The sequence below is a fragment of the Streptococcus mitis genome (assembly GCF_946188695.1).
In the GTDB taxonomy this organism is placed as follows: domain Bacteria; phylum Bacillota; class Bacilli; order Lactobacillales; family Streptococcaceae; genus Streptococcus; species Streptococcus mitis_DF.
The window spans coordinates 1-26,000 of the sequence record NZ_CAMHWI010000014.1; the positions used below are offsets into that span (position 1 = coordinate 1).

Consider the following 26,000-nt stretch of genomic DNA (forward strand, 5'->3'; position numbering starts at 1 on the left):
CTTGCTGACGTACTTGCGCTCGTTGAAGCTGACGTGCTAGCCGATGTACTTGCACTTGTTGAGGCTGATGTACTTGCGCTTGTTGAGGCTGACGTACTTGCTGATGTGCTAGCCGATGTACTTGCACTTGTTGATGCTGACGTACTTGCTGATGTACTTGCGCTTGTTGATGCTGACGTACTTGCTGAGGTACTTGCGCTCGTTGAAGCTGACGTACTTGCTGATGTACTTGCACTTGTTGATGCTGACGTACTTGCGCTTGTTGATGCTGACGCACTTGCTGATGTACTTGCGCTTGTTGAAGCTGACGTACTTGCTGACGTACTTGCGCTTGTTGAAGCTGACGTACTTGCTGACGTACTTGCGCTCGTTGAAGCTGACGTGCTAGCCGATGTACTTGCACTTGTTGATGCTGATGTACTTGCTGATGTACTTGCTGATGTACTTGCACTTGTTGATGCTGATGTACTTGCGCTCGTTGAAGCTGACGTACTTGCTGAGGTACTTGCGCTTGTTGAGGCTGACGTACTTGCTGATGTACTTGCGCTCGTTGAAGCTGACGTACTTGCTGATGTGCTAGCCGATGTGCTAGCCGACGTGCTTGCACTTGTTGATGCTGATGTACTTGCTGATGTGCTTGCGCTTGTTGAAGCTGATGTACTTGCTGATGTACTTGCTGATGTACTTGCACTTGTTGATGCTGATGTACTTGCTGAGGTACTTGCGCTTGTTGAGGCTGACGTACTTGCTGATGTGCTTGCACTTGTTGAAGCTGACGTGCTTGCTGACGTACTTGCGCTTGTTGAGGCTGATGTACTTGCACTTGTTGATGCTGATGTACTTGCTGATGTACTTGCGCTTGTTGAGGCTGACGTGCTAGCCGATGTACTTGCACTTGTTGATGCTGATGTACTTGCTGATGTACTTGCACTTGTTGATGCTGATGTACTTGCTGATGTGCTTGCACTTGTTGAGGCTGACGTACTTGCTGACGTACTTGCGCTCGTTGAAGCTGACGTGCTAGCCGATGTACTTGCACTTGTTGAGGCTGATGTACTTGCTGATGTACTTGCGCTTGTTGAGGCTGACGTACTTGCTGATGTGCTAGCCGATGTACTTGCACTTGTTGAGGCTGACGTACTTGCTGATGTACTTGCGCTTGTTGAGGCTGACGTACTTGCTGAGGTACTTGCGCTCGTTGAAGCTGACGTACTTGCTGATGTACTTGCACTTGTTGAGGCTGACGTACTTGCGCTTGTTGATGCTGACGCACTTGCTGATGTGCTAGCCGATGTGCTAGCCGACGTGCTTGCACTTGTTGATGCTGATGTACTTGCACTTGTTGATGCTGATGTACTTGTTGATGCTGATGTACTTGCTGAGGTACTTGCGCTTGTTGAAGCTGATGTACTTGCCGATGTACTTGCACTTGTTGATGCTGATGTGCTTGCGCTTGTTGAAGCGGATGTACTTGCTGAAGTGCTTGCGCTTGTTGATGCTGATGTGCTAGCCGATGTACTTGCACTTGTTGATGCTGACGTGCTAGCCGATGTACTTGCACTTGTTGATGCTGACGTACTTGCTGATGTACTTGCTGACGTACTTGCGCTTGTTGATGCTGACGTACTTGCTGATGTGCTTGCACTTGTTGATGCCGATGTACTTGCGCTTGTTGATGCCGATGTACTTGCTGACGTACTTGCGCTTGTTGAGGCTGACGTACTTGCTGACGTGCTAGCCGATGTACTTGCTGATGTGCTTGCGCTTGTTGAGGCTGATGTGCTAGCCGATGTACTTACGCTTGTTGAGGCTGACGTACTTGCACTTGTTGAAGCTGACGTACTTGCCGATGCACTTGCACTTGTTGAAGCTGATGTGCTTGCGCTCGTTGAAGCTGAAGTGCTTGCTGACGTACTTACGCTTGTTGAAGCTGATGTACTTGCACTTGTCGATGCCGACTTAGACGCGCTCGTTGAGGCACTTTGGCTAGCGCTTGTCGATGCCGACTTAGATGCGCTCGTTGAGACACTTTGGCTAGCACTTGTCGATGCTGACTTAGATGTGCTCGTTGAGGCAGACTGCGATCTATACTCTGAATCATCTACCGTAATAGTAACTGGAACTTCATCTGTCGAACCATCTGGATAAGTTACTATAACTGTGCGTGTTAATTTACCATTTGTAACAGGTGAATTTTCACCATCTTTCCATTTATAAGTCGTTCTTGCACCTGGCGTTGTACCTTCAGCTGGCCAGTCAGATTTATTAGAAATATAAGTCTCTGGTGATCCCAAATTTGGAACAGATCCATTTGAAGTCACCTTCACTGTATGATTCGTTGCTCTCGGATCGTACTTATCTGACTGCTTACGGAACTCAATCTGGATATAGGCGTTATTTGTAGGGTTGTTGGCATCGTTATTGTTCGTTAAATTAGATTGGTCATAACCAGTAATATAACGGGTCCAGCTATTCTTATCAGGGTTGTTATTAATTTCCTGTTTTCCACCTACATATCCCGAAATAGTTATTGTATACGGATTAGCCTCTGTGGCATTGCCGTCTTGTCCCAATTTCTTAGATTTATCGGTAAAGTTAATATCTGTTCCTTTAGCAGGAACGCTGATTCGCGCTTGAGGTCTCACCTCAAATGAATTTGGAGTATCAGCGCTTACAGTAGTTCTATCATCTACCTTAATCTTGTCCAATCGACCATGGTCATCAGTCAAGTTCACATCCACACTAAATCTTTCTTCACGATAAACAACTATCTTATGCGGATTAGCGCGGTCGATTTCTGCATTACTAGGAGTTAAGTTTTTAATTGTTGGTCGCTCATTGACTGTAGCCGACTGTGGAATTGGAGTACTACGTGTTTCATCATTGTAGACAATCGTTGCTGTACCATCTGGCTGGACTTCAATGTCCTTGATACGGTGATCTGCTTTATCATTTTTAGCATAGATGGCATTCTTGACAGCAGTCTTTTCCTCTGCGGTCAAGCTGTTTTTATTTTCAACAGTTGTCAATTCAGGATTTGTCACTTTAAGACGATCCTTGAGCTGACCTTGAGTAACACGAACATTCCCAAGTCTTCCGATTAGACTTGAATTGTTTTCTTGGTCTGTAGCAACAGCATTTCGTTGCCATGTATTACCTGAATTATATTGTAAATCATCTTTTAAATGTGCGTTTACAGTAATATGAGCAGGGGTGTTCTCAGAAGCATTGATATTACCACTATTTAGATAATCGACTGAACCTCTACCATATTCATCACCTGTCCCACTATCTCCTTGGAAGAAGTTAGTTGTTAAAGCTGATCGGTTGGCATCTGCTTTTGCGACAATCTTAAACTCTTTTAGTTTTCCACTATTATCAGATGCTGTGAAATCAACTGTGAAATCATCACCTGCATATACAATGTATTCTGCACCACGTTGAGGATTTTGTGTTGGAGTTAACACCTTACCATCTCGACTTACTGTCACTCCCACTTTTGGACGTTCTTCAACCGTATCTACTTGTTGAAGGGTATTAACTGTTAAGTCATTATAGGTAATTGTTGCTGTACCATTACTTGAAACATCGATCGATTTGATGCGATGAGTATTTTGATTATTTTGAGCAAAAATGGCATTTTTGATAGCTTCTCTTTCTGATTCTATCAAAGCATTTTTATCACCAACAAGTACTTTAGATGGTTTGACAACAGGTAAACGATCCTTGAGCTGACCTTGAGTAATACGAACATTCCCAAGACTACCAATTTGACTCTGATAGTTTTCTTGGTCTGTAGCAACAGCATTTCGTTGCCATGTATTACCTGAATTATATTGTAAATCATCTTTTAAATGTGCGTTTACAGTAATATGAGCAGGGGTGTTCTCAGAAGCATTGATATTACCACTATTTAGATAATCGACTGAACCTCTACCATATTCATCACCTGTCCCACTATCTCCTTGGAAGAAGTTAGTTGTTAAAGCTGATCGGTTGGCATCTGCTTTTGCGACAATCTTAAACTCTTTTAGTTTTCCACTATTATCAGATGCTGTGAAATCAACTGTGAAATCATCACCTGCATATACAATGTATTCTGCACCACGTTGAGGATTTTGTGTTGGAGTTAACACCTTACCATCTCGACTTACTGTCACTCCCACTTTTGGACGTTCTTCAACCGTATCTACTTGTTGAAGGGTATTAACTGTTAAGTCATTATAGGTAATTGTTGCTGTACCATTACTTGAAACATCGATCGATTTGATGCGATGAGTATCTTGATTATTTTGAGCAAAAATGGCATTTTTGATAGCTTCTCTTTCTGATTCTATCAAAGCATTCTTATCACCAACGAGTACTTTAGATGGTTTGACAACAGGTAAACGATCCTTGAGTGCCCCTTGAGCAACTCCAAACCAAGAACTAGTTGTAGAATTATCTGTAGGATCGACTGCTTTAACTACACGAGAAAATATATTACCAGACGCCCATTGCATGTTCTTATTTACAGTAACATTTACTGTCTTTGTAACTGGAGCAGTACTTACACTTGTAATATTATCTACCGCACCAGTCCCCCATTTAGTAGAGTTACCTTCAAAGAAATCGTCTAGAGGAATCAATGTCCCATTTGGACCTTGTTTATTCAAGGTCAATTCCTTCAATTTTCCAGAGTTGTCATCACCAGTAAAAGTAATCTGAATTTGATCTCCAGCATAAAAAATAGAACGCCCAGCACTGTCTGTTTTAGGTGCTTGATTATTCACTTTGACAGTGTAAGCAGCAGTTGGCGCAACTCCATCTTTCACATCCGCTTGAACTGTATCAACAGTATTATCACGATAAGTAAGGGTGATAAGACCTGTACCAGATACCGTAATTTCTTTACGACCTTCAGAACCTTTCGCGTAGTCAGCACTCGAGAGAATATCAGCATTTTTGCTCTTGAAGTTAGCTAGGATTTGTTCTTTCTCAGTTTTACTCAAAGATGCAGGGTTGTTAACTGCAACAGCATCTCCACTGACAGGATTGTTACGCTCATCGAAACCTTTGATAGTGACAACAATATCTTTATTATACTGTTTACCGTTAGTACCAACTGCACCAATTTTATAAAAATATTTTTTTCCAACTGTTGCAGAAGCAGTTCCGTTTCCAACAGTTCCTTCAAGCGCAGCTGTTATATTTTGGTAATTACCACGCACGCCTTTGTTGTAGCCATTAACATCCACACCAGGGATAGGGTCAGCACCTATCTTATCCCACATAGCTATATTAGTTCCAGGATTTGCTCTGGATATTCTGATGACATTTGCAATGCGATCATCATTAAACACCGTCATATTCTCGTCATCAACTGTTATAGTTGGTGCATCAGAAACCGCTCTTGGTTGAGCACTTCTGTCACTTCCACGACTACCAGTTGGAACAGTTGAACTTATTGAACCGCTATAATTTCCAGAAGTATCCGCACTTGTAAACGGTTGACTGCTTGTAGCAACTCTTGCGTTCAAGCTAGCAGCTTTCGACTGCTTATTTACAGTGGCATGAACCTCAAGCGTTGCCTCTAGGTTTCTTTGTTCATCATGGCGTATATCATAGACATACTCATTTCTTGAACCACCACGTTTATCCATTGGTTGTCCATTAAAGGTCACACGATTAATCGTCGTATTGGAATCTACATCCGCAATAAGCCCTACATGATGCAAGGCATTGTTAGCGTGCATATTAATACGCCAAACAACTTCATGAGTATTGGGCTTATAATTAGTAGACGCAATTGAGGCTGTCGTACCATGACTAGAGAATGATGCTCTAGGAGAAGCGCCCCTCTCTATCGCTTGTCCATTACGGCCATCACGCGCACCTGAATTGACTCTCAACACAGCATTAGCAATGGAATTACGAGCAGAGGTTGCTAGTTTTACAGTTTCTGTCAAATCTGCCTTAGGATTAGCAAGGGCTGCCTCGATAGCAGTCACCGCAGCATTCACTTTTGCTATAGCTGCATCACTATTAGGTAGACCAGCCGCTTTTGCTAGGTACTCACCCATTTCAGCTGAGAGTTTTGCTAGCTTCTTACGATTTTCATCCTGTTGTTTAGCTGAAACTTCCGATGTTGCTATGGCACCAGCAGTCACTCCCACCAAACTTGTTAATTCTGCATTTCTAGCTGTCAAAGATGTCTCTGACTTAGCTGCATCCAATACAGGGGCGGAAAAATTAGAATTCGACAACCCTTGATTCGCAATCGATGCAGATTCTGATTGTCCAGAAGTTTCAACACTAGTAGCGCTAGTAGCAGCCGAACTACCCCCAGAATTAACCATCAACTGACTAGAACTTACAGAAGTACTTGCTGACACACTAGCTGAAGTTGAAGCACTTGTCGACGCGCTAACAGAAACCGAAGTACTTGCTGACATACTTGCAGAGGCACTAACACTCACTGATTGGCTAGTAGAGGTAGATGCTGAGGTAGATACACTCTCGCTTTCTGAGTGTGATAAACTTACCGAATTTTCTGAATTTTTTTGCGATGCCGACCCGAGAACAACTGTATCATTGGCAACTAGAACATCCGATGACTCTAATGTCTTTTCAAGGGCAACTGCATCATTGGCATGAACAGTAGTTTGTGTTGCCACTGCTCCGCCTAATACAGCTCCTGTAGCTGCCAGCCCCCTTATGATATCGAGGCCTGTAATCGTATTGCTCGTTTGGTTTTCAACCACTTCGGTCATAACTTGAGTAGTGTCAACACTACCACGGAAAACCTTGAACAAACCAAATAAAGAGGTTGAAGCCCGCAGCCAATGCTTACCGGATTTCACCAACTTATAGCGGGTCACACGATCAGTTTCACGATATTGACCCTCTTGACGTCTGAAAAACATTTATTTTTTCCTCCAAAAAAGTACTACATTAGTTAGCTTAATGCAATCTTTTCTTATTATACACGAATCGTTATATTAAGCCAACTTATTTTGTAGTGTATTTTGCTAAAAAAAAAAAAGCATTTTCTGCTTGATTTTTCATGGAGGTTCCATTGACAACTACAGTTAATATACTATCAAACCGAATCCCTCATTGACTGGGCTATAAAAAAGAGAAATCCATTATTTTTGCCGACGAATGCGTGATGCTTATCTAAAATCAAAAAGAGCATCATTTTTCTTCGCATAGACATATATATTGTATGTTATTCAAGGAACCCTTCGCTACTTTCATTAAAATTAAGAGATAGTAAATTTCAAAATATATAGTTTAACTAGGATATTTTTTGAGCAGGCTGGCAAGAAAAAAGGTTTACTTTGATTTTAATTGACTATTAGAAAGTCAAGTAGCTAGACTCACTAACCCTTACAAAAAATTCCACAATGCCATAACATTCGCAGGATTTTCTTAATAAGAAATTTAGATAAAGCACTATAGTAGTTACTGATTCAAGACCAAGACATCAAACTTGGCAAGTCAACTTGCAATTCGCCACAAGGAAAAAGCCCAAGAATTGATAGCATTCCTGGACTTTTCTTATTAATGGCGTGTAGATAAAATTACACAGCGCTTACCCATCTACACAAAGTTAGTAAAGCAGGTCGCTAGACAGCTTTCTAATCGTTACGACGGAAAGTTTTACGAAGCGATATCATTCGCGGACTCTGCCTAGCGAAGCGTTTAGGTAAACCGGTTGTTAAATTACGACACTGAGTTACATTTTTTCTTCCAACTCTACATCTGGATACTTATCCGCAAACCAACGGAGGGCAAAGTCATTTTCAAAGAGGAATACTGGTTGGTCGAAACGGTCTTTAGCCAAGATATTGCGACTTGATGACATCCGTTCATCCAAGTCCTCAGGCTTGATCCAACGAACAGTCTTTTTACCCATTGGACTCATGACTACTTCTGCATTGTACTCGCCCTCCATACGGTGTTTAAAGACTTCAAACTGGAGTTGACCAACAGCGCCTAGCATGTACTCGCCAGTTTGGTAATTCTTATAGAGCTGAATGGCTCCTTCTTGCACCAATTGCTCAATCCCCTTGTGGAAGGATTTTTGCTTCATGACATTCTTAGCAGAAACTTTCATAAAAATCTCAGGAGTAAAGGTTGGTAGCGGTTCAAATTCAAACTTGTTTTTCCCAACCGTCAAGGTATCCCCAACCTGATAAGTGCCTGTATCGTAAACCCCGATGATATCACCTGCCACGGCATTGGTTACATTTTCGCGACTTTCCGCCATAAACTGGGTAACATTCGATAGTTTGGCACCCTTACCAGTACGAGGTAGATTGACGCTCATTCCACGCTCAAATTCGCCTGATACGATACGGACAAAGGCAATACGGTCACGGTGACGAGGGTCCATGTTGGCTTGGATTTTAAAGACAAATCCTGAGAAATCCTTGTCGTAAGGATCCACAATTTCACCATCTGTTTTCTTGTGGCCATGTGGTTCTGGAGCAAACTTGAGGAAAGTCTCAAGGAAGGTCTGCACACCAAAGTTTGTCAGGGCTGAACCGAAGAAGACAGGTGTCAATTCTCCAGCAAGGATTGCTTCCTCTGAAAACTCATTCCCAGCTTCATTTAATAGCTCAATATCATCCTTGACTTGCTCATAGAAAGGATTGCTGCCAAAAAGCTTGTCCCCATCTTCCAGGCTAGCAAAACGCTCATCCCCTTTGTAGAGCTCCAAGCGTTGGTTATAGAGGTCATACAAGCCCTCAAAGGCTTTCCCCATCCCGATTGGCCAGTTCATCGGATAGCTCGCAATACCAAGGACTTCTTCTAGCTCTTGCAAGAGGTCTAGTGGCTCACGGCCGTCACGGTCTAGCTTGTTCATAAAGGTAAAGACTGGAATGCCACGGTGCTTCACAACCTCAAATAATTTCTTGGTTTGAGCCTCGATACCCTTGGCAGAGTCCACGACCATAACCGCAGCATCCACCGCCATCAAGGTACGATAGGTATCTTCTGAGAAGTCCTCGTGCCCTGGCGTGTCTAGGATATTCACGCGCTTGCCATCGTAGTCAAACTGCATAACAGATGAAGTAACCGAAATCCCACGTTGCTTCTCGATATCCATCCAGTCAGACTTGGCAAAAGTCCCTGTTTTCTTCCCTTTTACCGTACCAGCCTCACGAATCTCACCCCCAAAGTAGAGCAACTGCTCAGTAATGGTTGTTTTCCCCGCGTCTGGGTGAGAGATAATGGCAAAGGTACGACGTTTCTTAATTTCTTCTTGAATATTCATAAGTTCTCTTTCTTTGATTCTCTATTTTTAGTTGTTTCAATAGCTAAGAATGATTTCTACATTGGATTTTACCATTCCTTTCAACACTCCATTATATCGGATTTTAGCATTTTTTTCAATTTCTATTTTATGTTAGACTATACTTGAACAAAAGCTATTCCTTGTAGTCAAATAGATCGAAAACCGTGACAATTCTAGCAAAAATGATATAATAAAAGAAAAAGGAGAAGCAATCATGTTCAAAGAATTTGGTGTAACCAATTTAGAAGTGACAAAAGATGATATTTACAAGGATCCCAACAACCCTATTTTGCGCATGTATGATGACGATGAATTAATTGGAACCTTTAGCATTCTAACTGGAGAAGTATTGGAAAATTTGGACTTGGCAGACTATGACATTCGTTTTGCTCAAAAGCAAATTGAGTTGAACCGCGATAACTATCTTGAAACATGGAAGGATTACGTAGGATTACTACATGCCTAAATATTCTTTCCTAAAGTATGGTATTGAAATTCGTACTAACGAACATAACCATAAAGGTCAAAAAGCGCATATTCACATTTATATCCACGGAGAAGAGGTCAGCTCAATGTTTCTGAACGGTGAACTAAGAGATGGTAAATTAAAGGCAAAAGACCTAAAAATAATCAGGCAATATGTTTTAGAAAACGCAGATGAACTTCAGGCTCTATGGAATGAATACCAAAAAAGTGCATATTAAAATCAAAGAATTTTAGTTTGCTAATGCACGATAGACAAAAACTAGCGAGCAATTTTAATGCCTGCTAATCAGTTTCTACTCAACTTATCCAAATACTAGGGAGCCTAATTCCCCTTACAATTTCCCAAATAAATGTTACTATAAATATAGAAAAAGGTGTTGCGTCAACAACACCCCACAGAGCCGTTTAAGACGGTGGCTGTAATTACATAACTAAAAAATAGCTCGTTAACTCGCCAAAGTTAGGACGGCTATTTTTTTGTCTCTTTCAAAAAGCCAATCTCTATCCTCCACTTGTCTTTTTTCACCTTTCCCTCCCTTATTTATAGGAAAATATGGTAAAATAGAACAGACTAAAAATCATCATTTCACGAAAGGATGCAAGATGAAAATTACGCAAGAAGAGGTAACACACGTTGCCAATCTTTCAAAATTAAGATTCTCTGAAGAAGAAACTGCTGCCTTTGCGACTACCTTGTCTAAGATTGTTGACATGGTTGAATTGCTGGGCGAAGTCGACACTACTGGTGTCGCACCTACTACTACCATGGCTGACCGCAAGACTGTGCTCCGCCCTGATGTGGCCGAAGAAGGAACAGACCGTGATCGCCTGTTTAAAAACGTACCTGAAAAAGACAACTACTATATCAAGGTACCAGCTATCCTAGACGATGGAGGAGATGCCTAATGACTTTCAACAATAAAACCATTGAAGACTTGCACAATCTCCTTGTCTCTAAGGAAATTTCTGCAACTGAATTGACCCAAGCAACACTTGAAGATATCCAATCTCGCGAGACAGCTATCAACGCTTTTGTTACCATCGCTGAGGAGCAGGCTCTTACGCAAGCTAAGGCTATTGATGAAGCTGGAATTGACGCTGATAATGTCCTTTCAGGAATTCCACTTGCAGTTAAGGATAACATCTCTACAGACGGTATTCTCACAACTGCAGCCTCAAAAATGCTCTATAACTACGAGCCAATTTTTGATGCGACAGCCGTTTCCAATGCAAAATCTAAAGGTATGATTGTCGTTGGGAAAACCAACATGGACGAATTTGCCATGGGTGGTTCAGGTGAGACTTCCCACTACGGTGCCACTAAAAATGCTTGGGACCACAGCAAGGTTCCTGGTGGCTCATCAAGTGGTTCTGCTGTAGCTGTAGCTTCAGGGCAAGTCCGCTTGTCTCTTGGATCTGATACTGGTGGTTCCATCCGCCAACCTGCTGCCTTCAACGGGATCGTTGGTCTCAAGCCAACCTACGGAACAGTTTCTCGTTTCGGTCTCATTGCCTTTGGTAGCTCTCTAGACCAAATAGGGCCTTTTGCACCAACTGTTAAAGAAAATGCCCTCTTGCTCAATGCGATTGCTAGCGAAGATGCTAAAGACTCTACTTCTGCTCCTGTCCGCATTGCCGACTTTACTTCAAAAATCGGTCAAGACATCAAGGGCATGAAAATTGCTTTGCCTAAGGAATACCTTGGTGAAGGGATTGACCCAGAGGTTAAGGAAACAATCTTGAACGCGGCTAAACACTTTGAAAAACTTGGTGCTATCGTCGAAGAAGTCAGCCTTCCTCACTCAAAATACGGGGTTGCCGTTTACTACATCATTGCTTCATCAGAAGCTTCATCAAACTTACAACGTTTTGACGGTATCCGTTACGGCTATCGTGCAGAAGATGCGACTAATCTTGATGAAATCTATGTAAACAGCCGTAGCCAAGGTTTCGGTGAAGAAGTGAAACGCCGTATCATGCTGGGTACTTTCAGTCTTTCATCAGGTTACTACGATGCCTACTACAAGAAGGCTGGACAAGTCCGTACCCTCATCATCCAAGATTTCGAAAAAGTCTTTGCGGATTACGACTTGATTTTGGGACCAACTGCTCCAAGCGTTGCCTATGATTTGGACTCACTCAACCACGACCCAGTTGCCATGTACTTAGCTGACCTCTTGACCATTCCTGTCAACTTAGCGGGTCTCCCAGGAATTTCAATTCCTGCTGGATTCTCTCAAGGTCTTCCAGTCGGTCTGCAATTGATTGGTCCTAAATACTCTGAGGAAACCATTTACCAAGCGGCAGCTGCCTTTGAGGCAACTACAGACTACCACAAACAACAACCCGTGATTTTTGGAGGTGACAACTAATGAACTTTGAAACAGTCATTGGACTTGAAGTCCACGTAGAGCTCAATACCAATTCAAAAATCTTCTCACCTACTTCTGCCCACTTTGGAAATGACCAAAATGCCAACACCAACGTGATTGACTGGTCTTTCCCAGGAGTACTTCCGGTTCTCAATAAAGGGGTTGTCGATGCTGGTATCAAGGCAGCTCTTGCTCTTAACATGGACATCCATAAAAAGATGCACTTTGACCGCAAGAACTACTTCTATCCTGATAATCCAAAAGCCTACCAAATTTCTCAGTTTGATGAGCCAATCGGCTACAACGGCTGGATTGAAGTGGAGCTAGAAGACGGCACGACCAAGAAAATCGGTATCGAACGCGCCCACTTGGAAGAAGACGCTGGTAAAAACACGCATGGTACAGATGGTTACTCTTATGTTGACCTCAACCGCCAAGGGGTGCCTTTGATTGAGATTGTTTCTGAAGCCGACATGCGCTCTCCAGAAGAAGCCTATGCTTATCTGACTGCCCTCAAGGAAGTCATCCAGTATGCTGGTATTTCTGACGTTAAGATGGAAGAAGGTTCGATGCGTGTGGATGCCAACATCTCCCTTCGTCCTTATGGTCAAGAAAAATTCGGTACCAAAACTGAGTTGAAAAACCTTAACTCCTTCTCTAACGTCCGTAAAGGTCTTGAATACGAAGTCCAACGTCAGGCTGAAATCCTTCGTTCAGGTGGTCAAATCCGCCAAGAAACACGCCGTTACGATGAAGCGAATAAAGCAACCATCCTCATGCGTATCAAGGAAGGCGCTGCTGACTACCGCTACTTCCCAGAACCAGACCTACCCCTCTTTGAAATCTCAGACGAGTGGATTGAGGAAATGCGCACAGAATTGCCAGAATTTCCAAAAGAACGCCGTGCACGTTACGTCTCTGACCTTGGCTTGTCAGACTACGATGCTAGCCAGTTGACTGCAAACAAGGTCACTTCTGACTTCTTTGAAAAAGCTGTTGCCCTCGGTGGCGATGCCAAACAAGTCTCTAACTGGCTCCAAGGTGAAGTGGCTCAGTTCTTGAACGCTGAAGGCAAGACACTGGAACAAATCGAATTGACACCAGAAAACTTGGTAGAAATGATTGTCATCATCGAAGACGGCACAATCTCTTCTAAGATTGCCAAGAAAGTCTTTGTCCACCTGGCTAAAAATGGTGGTGGCGCGCGTGAATACGTGGAAAAAGCAGGCATGGTTCAAATCTCAGATCCAGCTGTCTTGATTCCAATTATCCACCAAGTCTTTGCGGATAACGAAGCCGCAGTTGCCGACTTCAAGTCAGGCAAACGTAACGCAGACAAGGCCTTTACAGGATTCCTTATGAAAGCAACGAAAGGCCAAGCCAACCCACAAGTCGCCCTTAAGCTGCTTGCCCAGGAATTGGCGAAGTTGAAAGAAGATTAATATGTAAAAGAAACCAGCCCTGAGGTTGGTTTTTTCTCCCTACCAAATCCCAATAACTATTTTGGCTTTATTTCCAGAAGATTTTATGGTAAAATGAAGAGTAATAATATTTATTAAAGAGGTAAAAACATGATTGAAGCAAGCAAATTGAAAGCTGGTATGACATTTGAAACTGCAGACGGAAAATTGATCCGCGTTTTAGAAGCCAGCCACCACAAACCAGGTAAAGGGAACACAATCATGCGTATGAAATTGCGTGATGTCCGTACTGGTTCTACATTTGATACAAGCTACCGTCCAGAAGAAAAATTCGAACAAGCTATTATCGAGACTGTTCCAGCTCAATACTTGTACAAAATGGATGAAACTGCCTACTTCATGAACACTGAAACTTACGACCAATACGAAATCCCAGTCGTAAACGTTGAAAATGAATTGCTTTACATCCTTGAAAACTCTGATGTAAAAATCCAATTCTACGGAACTGAAGTAATCGGTGTAACTGTACCAACTACTGTTGAATTGACAGTTGCTGAAACACAGCCATCTATCAAGGGTGCTACTGTTACAGGTTCTGGTAAACCAGCAACTATGGAAACTGGACTTGTTGTCAACGTTCCTGACTTCATCGAAGCTGGACAAAAATTGATCATCAACACTGCAGAAGGAACTTACGTTTCTCGTGCCTAATCTCTAGAAAGAGGTCATTCTATGGGAATTGAAGAACAATTTGGCGAAATCGTTATCGCTCCGCGTGTACTTGAAAAAATCATTGCCATCGCGACTGCTAAAGTTGATGGTGTCCACTCATTTTCAAATAAATCCGTATCTGATACCCTATCAAAACTCTCTCTTGGTCGTGGCGTCTACTTAAAAGAAAGCAACGAAGAACTAACTGCTGACATCTACCTCTACCTTGAGTACGGTGTGAAAGTACCAAAAGTGGCTCTTGCTATTCAAAAAGCGGTCAAAGATGCTGTCCATGATATGGCAGATGTGGAACTTGCTGCTGTCAATATCCATGTTACAGGAATTGTTCCAGACAAAACACCAAAACCTGAGTTGAAAGATCTATTTAACGAGGACTTCCTCAATGACTAGTCCATTATTAGAATCTAGACGCGAACTTCGTAAATGCGCTTTTCAAGCTCTTATGAGCCTTGAATTCGGCACAGACATGGAAACAGCTTGTCACTTTGCCTACACACATGACCGTGAAGATGCAGATGTGCAAATCCCTGCCTTTCTTCTGAACTTGGTTTCTGGTGTTCAAGCTCAAAAAGACGAGTTGGATAGACAAATCAACCAGCACCTCAAGTCCGGCTGGACAGTTGAACGCTTGACCTTGGTCGAAAAAAACTTACTACGCTTGGGTATCTTTGAAATCACTTCATTTGATACACCTCAGCTGGTAGCAGTCAATGAAGCCATTGAACTTGCCAAGAATTTTTCAGATCAAAAATCAGCCCGCTTTATCAACGGACTGCTTAGTCAATTTGTAACAGAAGAAAATGAATAATCAAAAAGGTGTTTGGTTTTCCAAGCACTTTTTGACTTTCCCCTCTGCACAGAGTAATACTCTTCGAAAATCTCTTCAAACCGCGTCAACGTCGCCTTACCGTATATGTGTTACTGACTTCATCAGTTCTATCCACAACCTCAAAACGGTGTTTTGAGCAACCTGCGGCTAGTTTCCTAGTTTGCTCTTTGATTTTCATTGAGTATAAGAAGCACATAAAAACTAGAACTGACTGCCAGTTCTAGTTTTTATGTATTCTGAGATATTAGTATTTTCTAAATCGTTGATAGCGTTCTTCCAACAACTCTTCTAACGGTTTTTTTAAAAGTATAGCTAGCTCAGCTTGGAGTTCTTTTTTGACACTCTTAATCAGTTCCTTACTAGAAAGTCCTGCTTCAGAAATCACCTTATCCACCACGTCCATTTCTAACAGCTCATGCGAAGTGATTTTCATCAGTTCTGCCGCTTCCATGGCACGAGTGCCGTCCTTCCATAGAATGGAAGCAAAACCTTCTGGACTGAGAATAGCATAAATAGAATTTTCCAGCATCCAAACACGGTCCGCAACGGCTAGAGCCAGAGCCCCACCAGAACCACCTTCACCGATAATGATAGCAATAATCGGAACTTTCAGGTCACTCATTTCCATGAGATTGCGAGCGATAGCTTCCCCTTGACCACGTTCTTCCGCTCCCACACCAGGATAGGCACCTGCTGTATTGATAAAGGTGACAACTGGACGGCCAAACTTTTCAGCCTGTTTCATCAAACGCAGTGCCTTGCGGTAACCTTCTGGATGCGGTTGTCCAAAATTCCGTTTGAGGTTATCTTGTAAACTCTTGCCTTTTTGGATACCAACCACTGTTACAGCTTGGTCTCCAAGCCAGCCGATACCACCAACAACTGCACCATCGTCACGAAAAGAACGGTCACCGTGTAATTGGATAAATTCATCAAAAATGCCTGTCGCAAAGTCCAAGGTTGTCAAGCGACTCTGCTCACGCGCTTCTCTGACTATTTTTGCAATATTCATCTTGGACTCCCTCCGTGCAATCTGACTAGACTAGCAATCGTATCTGGCAAGTCTCTTCTTTTAACAATAGCATCCACAAAGCCATGTTCCAATAGGAATTCTGCCTTTTGGAAATCCTCAGGCAAGCTTTCACGAACCGTGTTTTCAATGACACGACGCCCAGCAAAACCAACCAAGCTCTGTGGTTCAGCTAAAATGATATCGCCTTCCATAGCGAAAGAAGCTGTTACTCCACCTGTCGTTGGGTCAGTCAAAATAGTTAGGTAAAAGAGACCTGCATTTGAATGCCGTTTAACTGCTGCAGAAATCTTGGCCATCTGCATGAGGCTCATGATTCCTTCCTGCATACGGGCGCCACCAGAGGCTGTGAAGAGGACAACTGGCAATTTTTCGACAGTCGCATACTCAAACAAACGAGTGATTTTTTCCCCTACAACTGTACCCATAGAAGCCATGATAAAATTGGAATCCATAATCCCAAGAGCCACAGTCTGACCTTTAATAAGAGCCGTTCCTGTCACAACGGCTTCGTCCAGACCAGTTTTTTCACGCATAGTTGCTAGTTTCTTTTGATAACCAGGGAAATGCAAGGGATCCTTGCTTTCAATCCCTGTAAACAATTCCTTGAAGGTTCCCATATCAATCGTCAAAGCCAAGCGTTCTTGGGCAGAAATACGAAAAGTGTAACTACAGTGCGGACAGATACGCTCACTTCCCAGATCCTTCTGATAAATGGTATGCTTACAGCCTGGACACTGGGAAAATAATTCATCTGGAACCTCTGGCTTGGCTTGAGGTTTTTCCCTAACCGAACGATTGGGATTGATTCGAATATACTTATCTTTTTTACTAAATAGAGCCATTGATTCCCCTTTTCGGTTTAAACTCTTGAAGTCATTTTATTCTTTTTCTTGATATTTAGGTAAGAATGTTTCCATCAAGAAGGAAGTATCGTAATCTCCAGCAATGACATTGCGATCTGAAATGAGGTCAAGCTGGAAATCTGCATTGGTCTGCACCCCTTCAATCTCTAGTTCATAGAGGGCACGTTGCATTTTCATCAAGGCGTCAAAACGATTTTCACCGTGAACGATGATTTTAGCAATCATACTATCATAATAAGGCGGAATGGTATAGCCTGGATAAACTGCTGAATCCACGCGCAAGCCAACTCCTCCACTTGGCAGATGGAGATTAGTAATCTTACCTGGACTTGGAGCAAAGTTAAAGGCTGGATTTTCTGCATTGATACGACACTCGATGGCATGACCGCGTAGGACAATATCTTCTTGCTTAACAGACAGAGGCTGACCTGCTGCAATGCGAATTTGTTCCTTAACGATATCCACACCTGAAACAAACTCTGTTACTGGATGCTCTACCTGAACACGTGTATTCATTTCCATAAAGTAGAAGTTGCTACTTGCTTCATCAAGAAGAAACTCAATGGTCCCTGCATTTTCATAACCAACAGACTCTGCAGCTCGAACAGCAGCAGAACCAATTTCATGGCGCAGCGTTTTTCCGATTGCAATCGAAGGACTTTCTTCCAAAACCTTTTGGTTATTCCGTTGAAGAGAACAATCCCGTTCCCCCAAGTGGATTACATTTCCGTGTTCATCTCCTAGAATTTGAACCTCGATATGACGAGCTGGATAGATGACCCGTTCTATGTACATGGCACCATTGCCATAATTGGCCTTAGCTTCACTAGAGGCAGTCTCAAAGGCTGAAACGAGGTCTTCTGGCTTTTCAACCTTACGAATCCCTTTACCACCACCACCTGCTGAAGCCTTGAGCATAACAGGATAGCCAATTTTTTCAGCGACAATCAAGGCTTCCTCAGAGTTATGCACTTCTCCATCCGAACCTGGAATGACAGGCACACCTGCTTTGATCATCTGAGCACGCGCATTGATCTTATCCCCCATCATATCCATAACATGACCAGATGGACCGATAAACTTGATGCCCACCTCTTCGCACATGGTTGCAAACTTGGAATTTTCACTGAGAAATCCAAAACCAGGGTGAATGGCTTCTGCTTCAGTCAAAACTGCAGCTGATAGAACCGCATTAATATTGAGATAAGACTCAGTTGCCTTACCAGGACCAATACAAACTGCTTCATCTGCCAAAAGCGTATGAAGGGCTTCCTTATCGGCAGTTGAATAGACCGCTACCGTCGCAATGCCCAATTCACGCGCCGCACGGATAATACGGACCGCAATTTCACCACGATTGGCAATTAAAATTTTTCGAAACATGGAGAACCTCCTTAGTTCCCTATTGCAAAGGTAAGAGTACCACTAGCTGCAAGCTTGCCATCCACTTCAGCCTTTGCTTCAACCACAGCAATCGTGCCACGACGTTTTACAAAAGTCGCTGTCATAAGCAATTGGTCGCCTGGTACAACTTGCTTCTTGAACTTAACCTTGTCCATACCAGCGTAAAAGACTAGTTTTCCCTTATTTTCAGGCTTAGACAACTCCAAAACACCAGCAGTTTGCGCCAAGGCTTCCATGATCAGAACACCTGGCATAACTGGGTATTGAGGAAAATGGCCGTTAAAGAAAGGCTCGTTGATAGTCACATTTTTGATGGCAACAATAGTATCCTCGCTCACTTCCAAGATACGATCCACTAGGAGCATGGGATAACGGTGGGGTAGAGCTTCTTTGATTCCTTGAATATCGATCATTTGATACGTACCAATCCTTTACCAAACTCAACCATTTCTTCATTTGAAACGAGAATTTCTGTTACCACACCATCCTTAGGTGCTGGAATTTCATTCATGACTTTCATGGCTTCGATAATCACCAATGTTTGGCCTTTTTTGACACTATCACCAACTGTGACGAAGGCAGGTTTATCAGGACCAGCAGCCAAGTAAGCCACCCCAACAAGTGGGCTCTCTACAACATCTCCCTCAGCAGCCACACTTGTTTCAGCTGGTGCTGGAACTTCTTCTGCTACAGTTTCTGCTGGAGCATATGTAGGAGTCGCTGGACTTGGTGTTGCTAGAACAGGTGCTGGAGCGACTTGAGCTGCAACTTCAGTCACAAGTCTAGCTTCATTCTTGCTAAACTGTAACTCATCCGTCCCATTTTTATAAGAAAATTCTCTCAAACTTGACTGGTCAAATTGAGCCATCAAGTCTTTAATATCGTTTAAATTCATACTTATTTATTCTCCCAACGTTTGAAAGCAAGAACCGCATTGTGGCCACCAAAACCAAAGGTATTTGAAATAGCGTATGGAATCTCTTGCTCCAAGCCTTGTCCATAAACGACATTGGCTTCGATATAATCTGATACTTCACTTGTTCCAGCTGTCATTGGTACAAAGTTATGACGCATAGCTTCGATTGTGACGATAGCTTCTACTGCACCTGCAGCACCCAGCAAATGGCCTGTGAATGATTTGGTTGATGATACAGGGACTTCCTTACCAAGAACAGCGACGATAGCACCGCTTTCTCCTTTTTCATTAGCAGGAGTTGACGTTCCGTGAGCATTGACATAGGCTACTTGCTCTGGAGAAATCTCAGCTTCTTCCAAGGCTAGTTTGATGGCCTTGATGGCTCCCTGACCTTCTGGATGTGGTGAAGTCATATGGTAGGCATCACAAGTATTTCCGTAACCAACCACTTCAGCAAGGATAGTAGCCCCACGTTTTTCCGCGTGTTCAAGGCTTTCAAGAATCAACATCCCTGAACCTTCCCCCATAACAAAACCATTGCGGTCCTTATCAAATGGGATAGAAGCACGACTTGGATCCTCTGTAGTAGATAGAGCTGTTAGGGCTTGGAAACCAGCAATAGCAAAAGGTGTAATAGAAGCTTCCGAACCACCTACCAACATAACATCTTGGAAACCAAACTTGATTGAGCGGAAGGCATCCCCAATCGCGTCATTTGATGAAGCGCAGGCAGTATTGATGGATTTACAAACACCGTTTGCTCCAAAACGCATGGCAACATTCCCTGAAGCCATATTTGGCAAGGCTTTTGGAAGGGTCAATGGTTTCACACGTTTTGGTCCTTTGTCATTTAAGCGAAGCACTTGATCTTCAATTTCCTTGATTCCACCAATACCAGAGGCAACGATAACTCCAAAACGGTCCTTGTCAATAGCCTCTACATCCAGATTAGCATGGTTGACAGCCTCTTGGGCCGCATACAAGGCATACAAAGAATAGTTATCAAAACGGTTGGTATCTTTCTTTACAAAGTATTTATCAAAAGGAAAATCTTGAATCTCTGCCGCATTATGCACATCAAAGTTACTATGATCAAATTTTGTAATTGGACCAATTCCGATTTTTCCAGTTGTCAAACTATTCCAAAATTCTTCTGGTGTATTTCCGATTGGAGATGTCACTCCATAACCTGTTACTACTACACGATTTAGTTTCATCTTTTTTACCTCTAGCTTCTGCTACATACTGAGGCCACCATCAATGGCAACCACTTGACCAGTTAGATAATCTTGGCCTGCTAAAAATACTGTTAAATCTGCAACTTGTTCTGCTTGCCCAAATTCTTTCATAGGAATTTGCGCCAACATGGCATCTTTTACCTTGTCTGATAGGACTGCTGTCATATCGGACTCAATCATTCCAGGTGCGATAGCATTAACCCTGATATTGCGATTGGCCACTTCACGCGCCACAGACTTGGTAAAACCAATCAAACCAGCCTTAGAAGCAGCATAATTAGCTTGACCGATATTTCCCATCAAACCAACAACACTAGACATATTAATGATAGCACCTTTTCTGGCTTTCATCATCGGTTTCAAGACTGATTGTGTCATGTTAAAGGCGCCAGTCAGGTTAACCTTGAGCACTTTTTCAAAATCTGCTTCTGTCATCTTGAGCATCAGGGTATCTTGGGTAATTCCTGCATTGTTAACCAAAACATCTACTGAACCCAGCTCTGCAATAGCTTGCTCAACCATACGCTTAGCGTCTGCAAAATCAGACACATCACCTGAAATAGGAACTACCTTGACACCGTAGTCTGAAAATTCAGCGAGCAATTCTTCTGAGATAGGCCCACGACTGTTTAAGACGATGTTGGCCCCTACTTGAGCAAACTTGTGGGCAATAGCAAGACCAATTCCACGACTCGAACCTGTAACAAAGATATTCTTATTTTTTAGTTGCATTCTTTTCTCCTGTTTCCTCTTGTATTTATGGGAGAAGGATTACTAGTTTCCTAGAAGAGCTTCCAAGCTCGCCTGATCTTCAACAGTGGCTAGTTTAGCCCTTTTATCAATTTTTTTCACAAAGCCTGACAAAACTTTCCCGGGTCCAATCTCGATAAAGTTGGTTACTCCTGCTTCTTGCATAACTGCAATACTCTCATAGAAACGAACCGGTTCCTTGATCTGACGCGTCAAGAGTGGAGCAATGTCTTCTTTTTTCATGACCGTAGCTTCTGTATTGCCAACTAGGGGACAAGTAAAATCTGAAAAACTTACTTGAGCTAGAGTTTCAGCTAGTTTTTGGCTAGCAGGCTCAAGGAGAGCGGTATGAAAGGGACCTGACACCTTGAGAGGAATCAAGCGCTTGGCACCAGCTTCCTGCAAGAGTTCAACAGCTCTGTCAACCGCAACCACTTCTCCACCAATCACGATCTGTGCAGGTGTGTTATAGTTGGCTGGGGTAACCACTCCAAGTTCAGAAGCTTGCTGACAGGCTTCTTCAATGACCTCTACTGGAGTATTGAGAACTGCGACCATCTTGCCAGAGCCAGCAGGAGCTGCTTCTTCCATATAGGCTCCACGCTTAGCAACCAAGGCTACCGCATCTTCAAAATCCAAGGCTCCACTGGCCACCAAGGCAGAATATTCTCCGAGGGACAAACCAGCAACCATATCAGGCTGATAGCCCTTTTCTTGCAATAAACGGTAGATAGCAACCGAAGTCGCTAGAATGGCTGGTTGGGTATAGCGAGTCTGATTGAGTTTTACTTCTTCCGTATCGATGAGATGACGCAAATCATAACCCAGAACCTGACTCGCTTGATCAATCGTTTCTTTGACAATCGGATACTGATCATAAAGGTCCCGTCCCATCCCTAAATACTGGGCACCTTGGCCAGCAAATAAAAAGGCTGTTTTAGTCATTTCTTACAACTCCTGCCCAACGAGAGGCTTCTTCTTGAATTTTCTTAGCTGCTCCATAGTACAAATCTTTTAAGATTTCTTCAACGGTTTCTTCTTTAGAAACAAGCCCTGCAATTTGACCCGCCATGACTGATCCACCATCCACATCTCCATGAACAACTGCTTTGGCTAGGGCACCTGCTCCCATTTGTTCAAAGATTTCTAAATCAGGATTTTCCTGTTTAAAGGCATCTTTCTCAGCTTTTTCAAAATCACGAGTCAATTGATTTTTAATCGCACGAACAGCATGTCCAAAGTGTTGAGCTGAAATCGTAGTATCAATATCTCTAGCTTTTAAAATCTTGGCCTTATAATTCGGATGGGCATTAGACTCTTTTGCAACGACAAAACGCGTTCCAACCTGAACAGCCTCTGCACCTAGCATAAAGCCAGCTGCAGCACCTTCGCCATCCGCAATCCCTCCTGCAGCAATAACAGGAATAGATACAGCGGCAGCTACCTGGCGCACCAAGGTCATGGTTGTTAATTTACCGATATGCCCCCCAGCTTCCATTCCTTCTGCAATAACAGCATCCGCACCGATTTTTTCCATGCGTTTAGCTAGGGCAACACTTGGTACAACAGGAATGACTGTGATCCCAGCTTCATGGAAACGTTCCATGTATTTGCCAGGATTTCCTGCCCCTGTTGTAACCACCTTAACACCTTCCTCGATAACAAGATCTACAATATCTTCCACAAAGGGAGACAAGAGCATGATGTTGACACCAAAGGGTTTATCCGTCAATGATTTGATCTTATCAATATTAGCTTTGACAACTTCTTTAGGAGCATTTCCCCCGCCGATAATCCCTAGCCCTCCAGCCTTGGAAACAGCCCCTGCCAAATCACCATCAGCAACCCAGGCCATTCCTCCTTGGAAAATAGGATAATCAATGTTCAATAATTCTGTAATACGCGTTTTCATAGTGCCTCCATCGTTTCTTGCTTACGTAATAGTTCGATACTGTCATAATTTGACAATCAAACTATTGCCTAAACAAGAGGGAGCGGGTTTCCCTACTCCTTCTATCTTATATTCTGCTTATTTCGTTTGCTCTTCAACGTAGGCAACCAAGTCACCAACTGTTTTCAAGTCATCTTCTGCTTCGATTTGGATATCAAAAGCATCTTCGATTTCTGAAATTACTTGGAACAAGTCCAATGAATCTGCGTCCAAGTCATCAAAAGTTGATTCAAGTGTTACTTCTGATGCGTCTTTTCCAAGTTCTTCAACAATAATTTCTTGTACTTTTTCAAATACTGCCATGATAGGACTCCTTTAAAATAAATAGTTTTTTATAACAATGTGTTCACCACATGATTACCTAAATTGTAAGAATGAGCGTGCCCCAGGTCAAGCCTCCACCGAAGCCTGATAGCAGAACAGTCTGGCTACCATCTAAATGGATAAGACCTTGTTCTACACACTCTGAAAGTAAAATCGGGATACTTGCTGCACTGGTATTGCCATATTCCATCATATTGGCTGGAAGTTTGTCTCGGTCGACACCGATTTTTCTAGCCATCTTATCCAAAATACGGTCATTAGCCTGATGAAGTAGCAGATAATCCAAGTCTGTCGCCTCTACAGGAGATTCTTCAATAGTTTGTTTGATAGACTTAGCTACATCTCGAATGGCAAAATCAAAGACCGCGCGCCCATCCATCTTCAAAAATGAATCTGCATTTTCTCGATCTGAAAATGGAGATTGCAAGCCTGAATATCCATAAGTTAGACACTCGCTACGACTCCCATCACTATTAAGACTCTCAGCTAAGAAATGCTCTTGCTCGCTAGCTTCTAGCAAGACTCCACCAGCACCATCTCCAAACAAGACAGCTGTTGATCGGTCCGACCAATCGACTGCCTTAGAGAGGGTTTCACTACCAATCACTAAGCCTTTTTGAAAGCGACCAGAAGCGATAAACTTTTCAGCAGTTGATAAAGCAAATACAAATCCACTGCAAGCAGCTGTTAGGTCAAAAGCAAAAGCTTTTTTGGCACCAATATTAGCTTGGACACGAGCAGCTGTAGAGGGCATCATCGAATCTGGAGTGATGGTAGCTAGGATGATAAAATCCAGCTCTTCTCCTGTGATTCCAGCTTTTTTCATCAGTTTCTTCGCAACCTCTGTAGCCAAATCACTGGTAGATTCTGTTCTTGAAATATGCCTTTGTCGTATTCCCGTCCGACTTGAAATCCACTCATCATTGGTATCCATAATCTGAGCCAAATCATGATTTGTAACCACTTGCTCTGGCACATAATGAGCAACCTGGCTTATTTTTGCAAAAGCCATTATTTCAAATCCTCCAAAAATTGATAAAGTTTCGTCAAACCTTTGCCCATAACCTCAGTTTCTTCCTTGCTCATACCGTCGATAATATTTTCAACCATGGCCTTATGGAAGCGTTTATGTAGTCTATGAACCAAGCGACCCTTCTTTGTCAAATGCAGATGCACCACACGACGATCCTGCTCTGAACGAATGCGTTCAATGTACCCCTTACGTTCGAGATTATTTAAACTCGTCGTAACAGTCCCAAGAGTCACCATCAACTCTTTTGACACTTGACTTGGCGTCACGTCTGGGAATTTTCCAATTACATCGATTGTATGGACTTCTTTGATGGAGATATCTTTGAAACGACTACCCCTCAAGCTAACTTCCTCGATGACGAGGACATTGTTAAATATAGATGTTAAATATTCATTAATTCGTTGGTAGTCCAATCTCTTTTCCCTCCTTTTCAAAAAACTTTCACAATCAAAACATTTGACAAAGGAATTATATCAAACTTCAAAGAATGGTGCAAGTATTTTCTTATTTTCCAGTAAATTTCGGTCTTCTTCTCTCCGAATGAGCCCGAACTCCCTCTTTGAAATCCTCTGTTTGGGCCAAGGATTCCTGTAGGTTCAATTCTAAAGCAGCATAATCTTGCCAATCTTTGAATTGGCTCTCCCAAACCAACTTCTTGATGGCAGCATAAGAATTAGCTGACCCGCGTCTCAATTTTTTAAGAAGCTGTTCTCTCGTCTTTTCAAGTTTATCAGTTTCACAGACGCGGTAAACAAGCCCCCACCCCAGAGCTTTTTCTGCTGTTAGAGCCTCACCTGTCATGGCTAATTGAGTAGCACGAGTCACCCCAATACTACGACTCAAGAGATGAATCCCACCTGCATCTGGAGCCAAACCAACGCCTACAAAAGCTTGGATAAATTTAACCTTATCCGTTGCAAGACAGAAATCTGCAGCAACAGCCATATTGGCTGCGGCGCCTGCAACTGCCCCATCAACCTCCATCAAGACAGGTTTAGCAATTTGCTTGATTTTATAAGAAATAGTATTGACTAACTCTGCAATTTTCGTCAATGATGGAATATCATCCTCATCCACTGCCCGCTTCATCTCTACTAGATCTCCCCCAATCGAGAAGACTTTCCCATTGGCGTTGATTAAGATAAAATGCACAGCTGGATCCTCTTGTGCCAGAGTTAGTGCTTCTAAAATTTCCTCACACATAGGAATATGAAAACCATTTGCAACCTCAGGACGGTTTAAGGTAAGAATTGCCAAATCCTCTTCAAGCTGATAAATAATGTGCTCCATCAGGACTCCTTTTTATTTTATAAGATGTTTAAATTATTTCATTGTCAAAGTATAACTTTTTTACAACTTGAG

23 protein-coding genes are annotated in these 26,000 nt (G+C 42.7%); 8 read left to right on the forward strand and 15 right to left on the reverse strand.

Features of this window, described 5'->3' with window-relative positions; translation table 11 throughout:
* A partial coding sequence (locus N8L33_RS06710) for an accessory Sec-dependent serine-rich glycoprotein adhesin (protein WP_314725986.1) occupies nt 1-6,905 on the reverse strand: 6,905 nt, incomplete at its 3' end.
* A gap of 815 nt (nt 6,906-7,720) precedes the next feature.
* The gene (locus N8L33_RS06715) at nt 7,721-9,265 is read right to left on the reverse strand and encodes a peptide chain release factor 3 (RefSeq protein ID WP_001025437.1); all 1,545 of its coding nucleotides are present in this window, start codon (nt 9,263-9,265) and stop codon (nt 7,721-7,723) included.
* A 235-nt stretch (nt 9,266-9,500) separates the two neighbouring features.
* On the opposite strand from N8L33_RS06715, the gene N8L33_RS06720 reads away from it, so the two are divergent.
* The 8 genes from N8L33_RS06720 (at nt 9,501) to nusB (ending at nt 15,105) form a co-directional block, all read left to right on the forward strand.
* A complete protein-coding gene (locus N8L33_RS06720; RefSeq protein WP_261059343.1) occupies nt 9,501-9,752 on the forward strand; it encodes a hypothetical protein in 252 nt (83 codons plus the stop codon).
* Nucleotides 9,745-9,990 carry a DUF4160 domain-containing protein gene (locus N8L33_RS06725; protein ID WP_261059345.1) on the forward strand — a complete coding sequence of 82 codons (246 nt, stop codon included), beginning with the start codon at nt 9,745-9,747 and terminating at the stop codon, nt 9,988-9,990. Before N8L33_RS06720 ends, N8L33_RS06725 begins: the two co-directional genes overlap by 8 nt.
* 385 nt (nt 9,991-10,375) lie before the next feature.
* Nucleotides 10,376-10,678 carry an Asp-tRNA(Asn)/Glu-tRNA(Gln) amidotransferase subunit GatC gene (gene gatC / locus N8L33_RS06730; RefSeq protein ID WP_000705419.1) on the forward strand — a complete coding sequence of 101 codons (303 nt, stop codon included), beginning with the start codon at nt 10,376-10,378 and terminating at the stop codon, nt 10,676-10,678.
* Complete coding sequence (gatA, locus tag N8L33_RS06735; protein WP_261059346.1) at nt 10,678-12,144, forward strand: Asp-tRNA(Asn)/Glu-tRNA(Gln) amidotransferase subunit GatA; 1,467 nt, start codon at nt 10,678-10,680, stop codon at nt 12,142-12,144. The genes gatC and gatA overlap by 1 nt, the downstream gene beginning before the upstream one ends.
* Nucleotides 12,144-13,586, forward strand: a complete 1,443-nt coding sequence (gene gatB / locus N8L33_RS06740) for an Asp-tRNA(Asn)/Glu-tRNA(Gln) amidotransferase subunit GatB (protein ID WP_261059347.1) — start codon at nt 12,144-12,146, stop codon at nt 13,584-13,586. Before gatA ends, gatB begins: the two co-directional genes overlap by 1 nt.
* Nucleotides 13,587-13,715: 129 nt before the next feature.
* On the forward strand, nt 13,716-14,276 hold the full coding sequence (efp, locus tag N8L33_RS06745; protein WP_000568643.1) for an elongation factor P: 561 nt from the start codon (nt 13,716-13,718) through the stop codon (nt 14,274-14,276).
* 21 nt (nt 14,277-14,297) lie between these two features.
* Complete coding sequence (locus tag N8L33_RS06750) at nt 14,298-14,687, forward strand: Asp23/Gls24 family envelope stress response protein (protein WP_224218945.1); 390 nt, start codon at nt 14,298-14,300, stop codon at nt 14,685-14,687.
* The gene (gene nusB, locus N8L33_RS06755; RefSeq protein ID WP_077804252.1) at nt 14,680-15,105 is read left to right on the forward strand and encodes a transcription antitermination factor NusB; all 426 of its coding nucleotides are present in this window, start codon (nt 14,680-14,682) and stop codon (nt 15,103-15,105) included. Before N8L33_RS06750 ends, nusB begins: the two co-directional genes overlap by 8 nt.
* Before the next feature lie 265 nt (nt 15,106-15,370).
* Here nusB and N8L33_RS06760 read toward each other — a convergent pair whose 3' ends face one another.
* From N8L33_RS06760 to N8L33_RS06820, 13 genes are all read right to left on the reverse strand, one after another.
* Nucleotides 15,371-16,138: an acetyl-CoA carboxylase carboxyl transferase subunit alpha gene (locus N8L33_RS06760; RefSeq protein ID WP_261059348.1), complete on the reverse strand. Its 768-nt coding sequence runs from the start codon at nt 16,136-16,138 to the stop codon at nt 15,371-15,373.
* The gene (accD, locus tag N8L33_RS06765) at nt 16,135-17,001 is read right to left on the reverse strand and encodes an acetyl-CoA carboxylase, carboxyltransferase subunit beta (RefSeq protein WP_020902990.1); all 867 of its coding nucleotides are present in this window, start codon (nt 16,999-17,001) and stop codon (nt 16,135-16,137) included. Before accD ends, N8L33_RS06760 begins: the two co-directional genes overlap by 4 nt.
* A 36-nt stretch (nt 17,002-17,037) precedes the next feature.
* Complete coding sequence (gene accC, locus N8L33_RS06770; RefSeq protein ID WP_261052971.1) at nt 17,038-18,405, reverse strand: acetyl-CoA carboxylase biotin carboxylase subunit; 1,368 nt, start codon at nt 18,403-18,405, stop codon at nt 17,038-17,040.
* 11 nt (nt 18,406-18,416) lie between these two features.
* Nucleotides 18,417-18,839, reverse strand: coding sequence for a 3-hydroxyacyl-ACP dehydratase FabZ (fabZ, locus tag N8L33_RS06775; protein ID WP_261059349.1), 423 nt, complete (start codon nt 18,837-18,839; stop codon nt 18,417-18,419).
* On the reverse strand, nt 18,836-19,321 hold the full coding sequence (gene accB, locus N8L33_RS06780) for an acetyl-CoA carboxylase biotin carboxyl carrier protein (RefSeq protein WP_261059350.1): 486 nt from the start codon (nt 19,319-19,321) through the stop codon (nt 18,836-18,838). The genes fabZ and accB overlap by 4 nt, the downstream gene beginning before the upstream one ends.
* A 2-nt stretch (nt 19,322-19,323) precedes the next feature.
* Nucleotides 19,324-20,559, reverse strand: coding sequence for a beta-ketoacyl-ACP synthase II (fabF, locus tag N8L33_RS06785; RefSeq protein WP_261059352.1), 1,236 nt, complete (start codon nt 20,557-20,559; stop codon nt 19,324-19,326).
* A 21-nt stretch (nt 20,560-20,580) separates the two neighbouring features.
* The gene (gene fabG, locus N8L33_RS06790) at nt 20,581-21,312 is read right to left on the reverse strand and encodes a 3-oxoacyl-[acyl-carrier-protein] reductase (RefSeq protein WP_001176208.1); all 732 of its coding nucleotides are present in this window, start codon (nt 21,310-21,312) and stop codon (nt 20,581-20,583) included.
* 42 nt (nt 21,313-21,354) lie between these two features.
* On the reverse strand, nt 21,355-22,275 hold the full coding sequence (fabD, locus tag N8L33_RS06795; protein ID WP_000167642.1) for an ACP S-malonyltransferase: 921 nt from the start codon (nt 22,273-22,275) through the stop codon (nt 21,355-21,357).
* Nucleotides 22,268-23,242, reverse strand: a complete 975-nt coding sequence (fabK, locus tag N8L33_RS06800; RefSeq protein WP_000857440.1) for an enoyl-[acyl-carrier-protein] reductase FabK — start codon at nt 23,240-23,242, stop codon at nt 22,268-22,270. The genes fabD and fabK overlap by 8 nt, the downstream gene beginning before the upstream one ends.
* 117 nt (nt 23,243-23,359) lie before the next feature.
* Nucleotides 23,360-23,584, reverse strand: a complete 225-nt coding sequence (locus N8L33_RS06805; RefSeq protein WP_000257838.1) for an acyl carrier protein — start codon at nt 23,582-23,584, stop codon at nt 23,360-23,362.
* A gap of 58 nt (nt 23,585-23,642) precedes the next feature.
* A complete protein-coding gene (locus tag N8L33_RS06810; RefSeq protein WP_125451789.1) occupies nt 23,643-24,617 on the reverse strand; it encodes a beta-ketoacyl-ACP synthase III in 975 nt (324 codons plus the stop codon).
* Nucleotides 24,617-25,051 (reverse strand): fatty acid biosynthesis transcriptional regulator FabT, encoded by a 435-nt coding sequence (gene fabT / locus N8L33_RS06815; protein WP_000386357.1) that lies wholly within the window; start codon nt 25,049-25,051, stop codon nt 24,617-24,619. Before fabT ends, N8L33_RS06810 begins: the two co-directional genes overlap by 1 nt.
* 91 nt (nt 25,052-25,142) lie before the next feature.
* Nucleotides 25,143-25,928 (reverse strand): enoyl-CoA hydratase, encoded by a 786-nt coding sequence (locus N8L33_RS06820; protein ID WP_261059355.1) that lies wholly within the window; start codon nt 25,926-25,928, stop codon nt 25,143-25,145.
* Nucleotides 25,929-26,000 lie beyond the last annotated feature (72 nt).

Bases quoted from the DNA above. Each gene is read 5' to 3' on its own strand.
- N8L33_RS06715 (WP_001025437.1), bottom strand. From the start codon at position 9,265: ATGAATATTCAAGAAGAAATTAAGAAACGTCGTACCTTTGCCATTATC.
- N8L33_RS06720 (WP_261059343.1), top strand. From the start codon at position 9,501: ATGTTCAAAGAATTTGGTGTAACCAATTTAGAAGTGACAAAAGATGAT.
- N8L33_RS06725 (WP_261059345.1), top strand. From the start codon at position 9,745: ATGCCTAAATATTCTTTCCTAAAGTATGGTATTGAAATTCGTACTAAC.
- gatC (WP_000705419.1), top strand. From the start codon at position 10,376: ATGAAAATTACGCAAGAAGAGGTAACACACGTTGCCAATCTTTCAAAA.
- gatA (WP_261059346.1), top strand. From the start codon at position 10,678: ATGACTTTCAACAATAAAACCATTGAAGACTTGCACAATCTCCTTGTC.
- gatB (WP_261059347.1), top strand. From the start codon at position 12,144: ATGAACTTTGAAACAGTCATTGGACTTGAAGTCCACGTAGAGCTCAAT.
- efp (WP_000568643.1), top strand. From the start codon at position 13,716: ATGATTGAAGCAAGCAAATTGAAAGCTGGTATGACATTTGAAACTGCA.
- N8L33_RS06750 (WP_224218945.1), top strand. From the start codon at position 14,298: ATGGGAATTGAAGAACAATTTGGCGAAATCGTTATCGCTCCGCGTGTA.
- nusB (WP_077804252.1), top strand. From the start codon at position 14,680: ATGACTAGTCCATTATTAGAATCTAGACGCGAACTTCGTAAATGCGCT.
- N8L33_RS06760 (WP_261059348.1), bottom strand. From the start codon at position 16,138: ATGAATATTGCAAAAATAGTCAGAGAAGCGCGTGAGCAGAGTCGCTTG.
- accD (WP_020902990.1), bottom strand. From the start codon at position 17,001: ATGGCTCTATTTAGTAAAAAAGATAAGTATATTCGAATCAATCCCAAT.
- accC (WP_261052971.1), bottom strand. From the start codon at position 18,405: ATGTTTCGAAAAATTTTAATTGCCAATCGTGGTGAAATTGCGGTCCGT.
- fabZ (WP_261059349.1), bottom strand. From the start codon at position 18,839: ATGATCGATATTCAAGGAATCAAAGAAGCTCTACCCCACCGTTATCCC.
- accB (WP_261059350.1), bottom strand. From the start codon at position 19,321: ATGAATTTAAACGATATTAAAGACTTGATGGCTCAATTTGACCAGTCA.
- fabF (WP_261059352.1), bottom strand. From the start codon at position 20,559: ATGAAACTAAATCGTGTAGTAGTAACAGGTTATGGAGTGACATCTCCA.
- fabG (WP_001176208.1), bottom strand. From the start codon at position 21,312: ATGCAACTAAAAAATAAGAATATCTTTGTTACAGGTTCGAGTCGTGGA.
- fabD (WP_000167642.1), bottom strand. From the start codon at position 22,275: ATGACTAAAACAGCCTTTTTATTTGCTGGCCAAGGTGCCCAGTATTTA.
- fabK (WP_000857440.1), bottom strand. From the start codon at position 23,242: ATGAAAACGCGTATTACAGAATTATTGAACATTGATTATCCTATTTTC.
- N8L33_RS06805 (WP_000257838.1), bottom strand. From the start codon at position 23,584: ATGGCAGTATTTGAAAAAGTACAAGAAATTATTGTTGAAGAACTTGGA.
- N8L33_RS06810 (WP_125451789.1), bottom strand. From the start codon at position 24,617: ATGGCTTTTGCAAAAATAAGCCAGGTTGCTCATTATGTGCCAGAGCAA.
- N8L33_RS06820 (WP_261059355.1), bottom strand. From the start codon at position 25,928: ATGGAGCACATTATTTATCAGCTTGAAGAGGATTTGGCAATTCTTACC.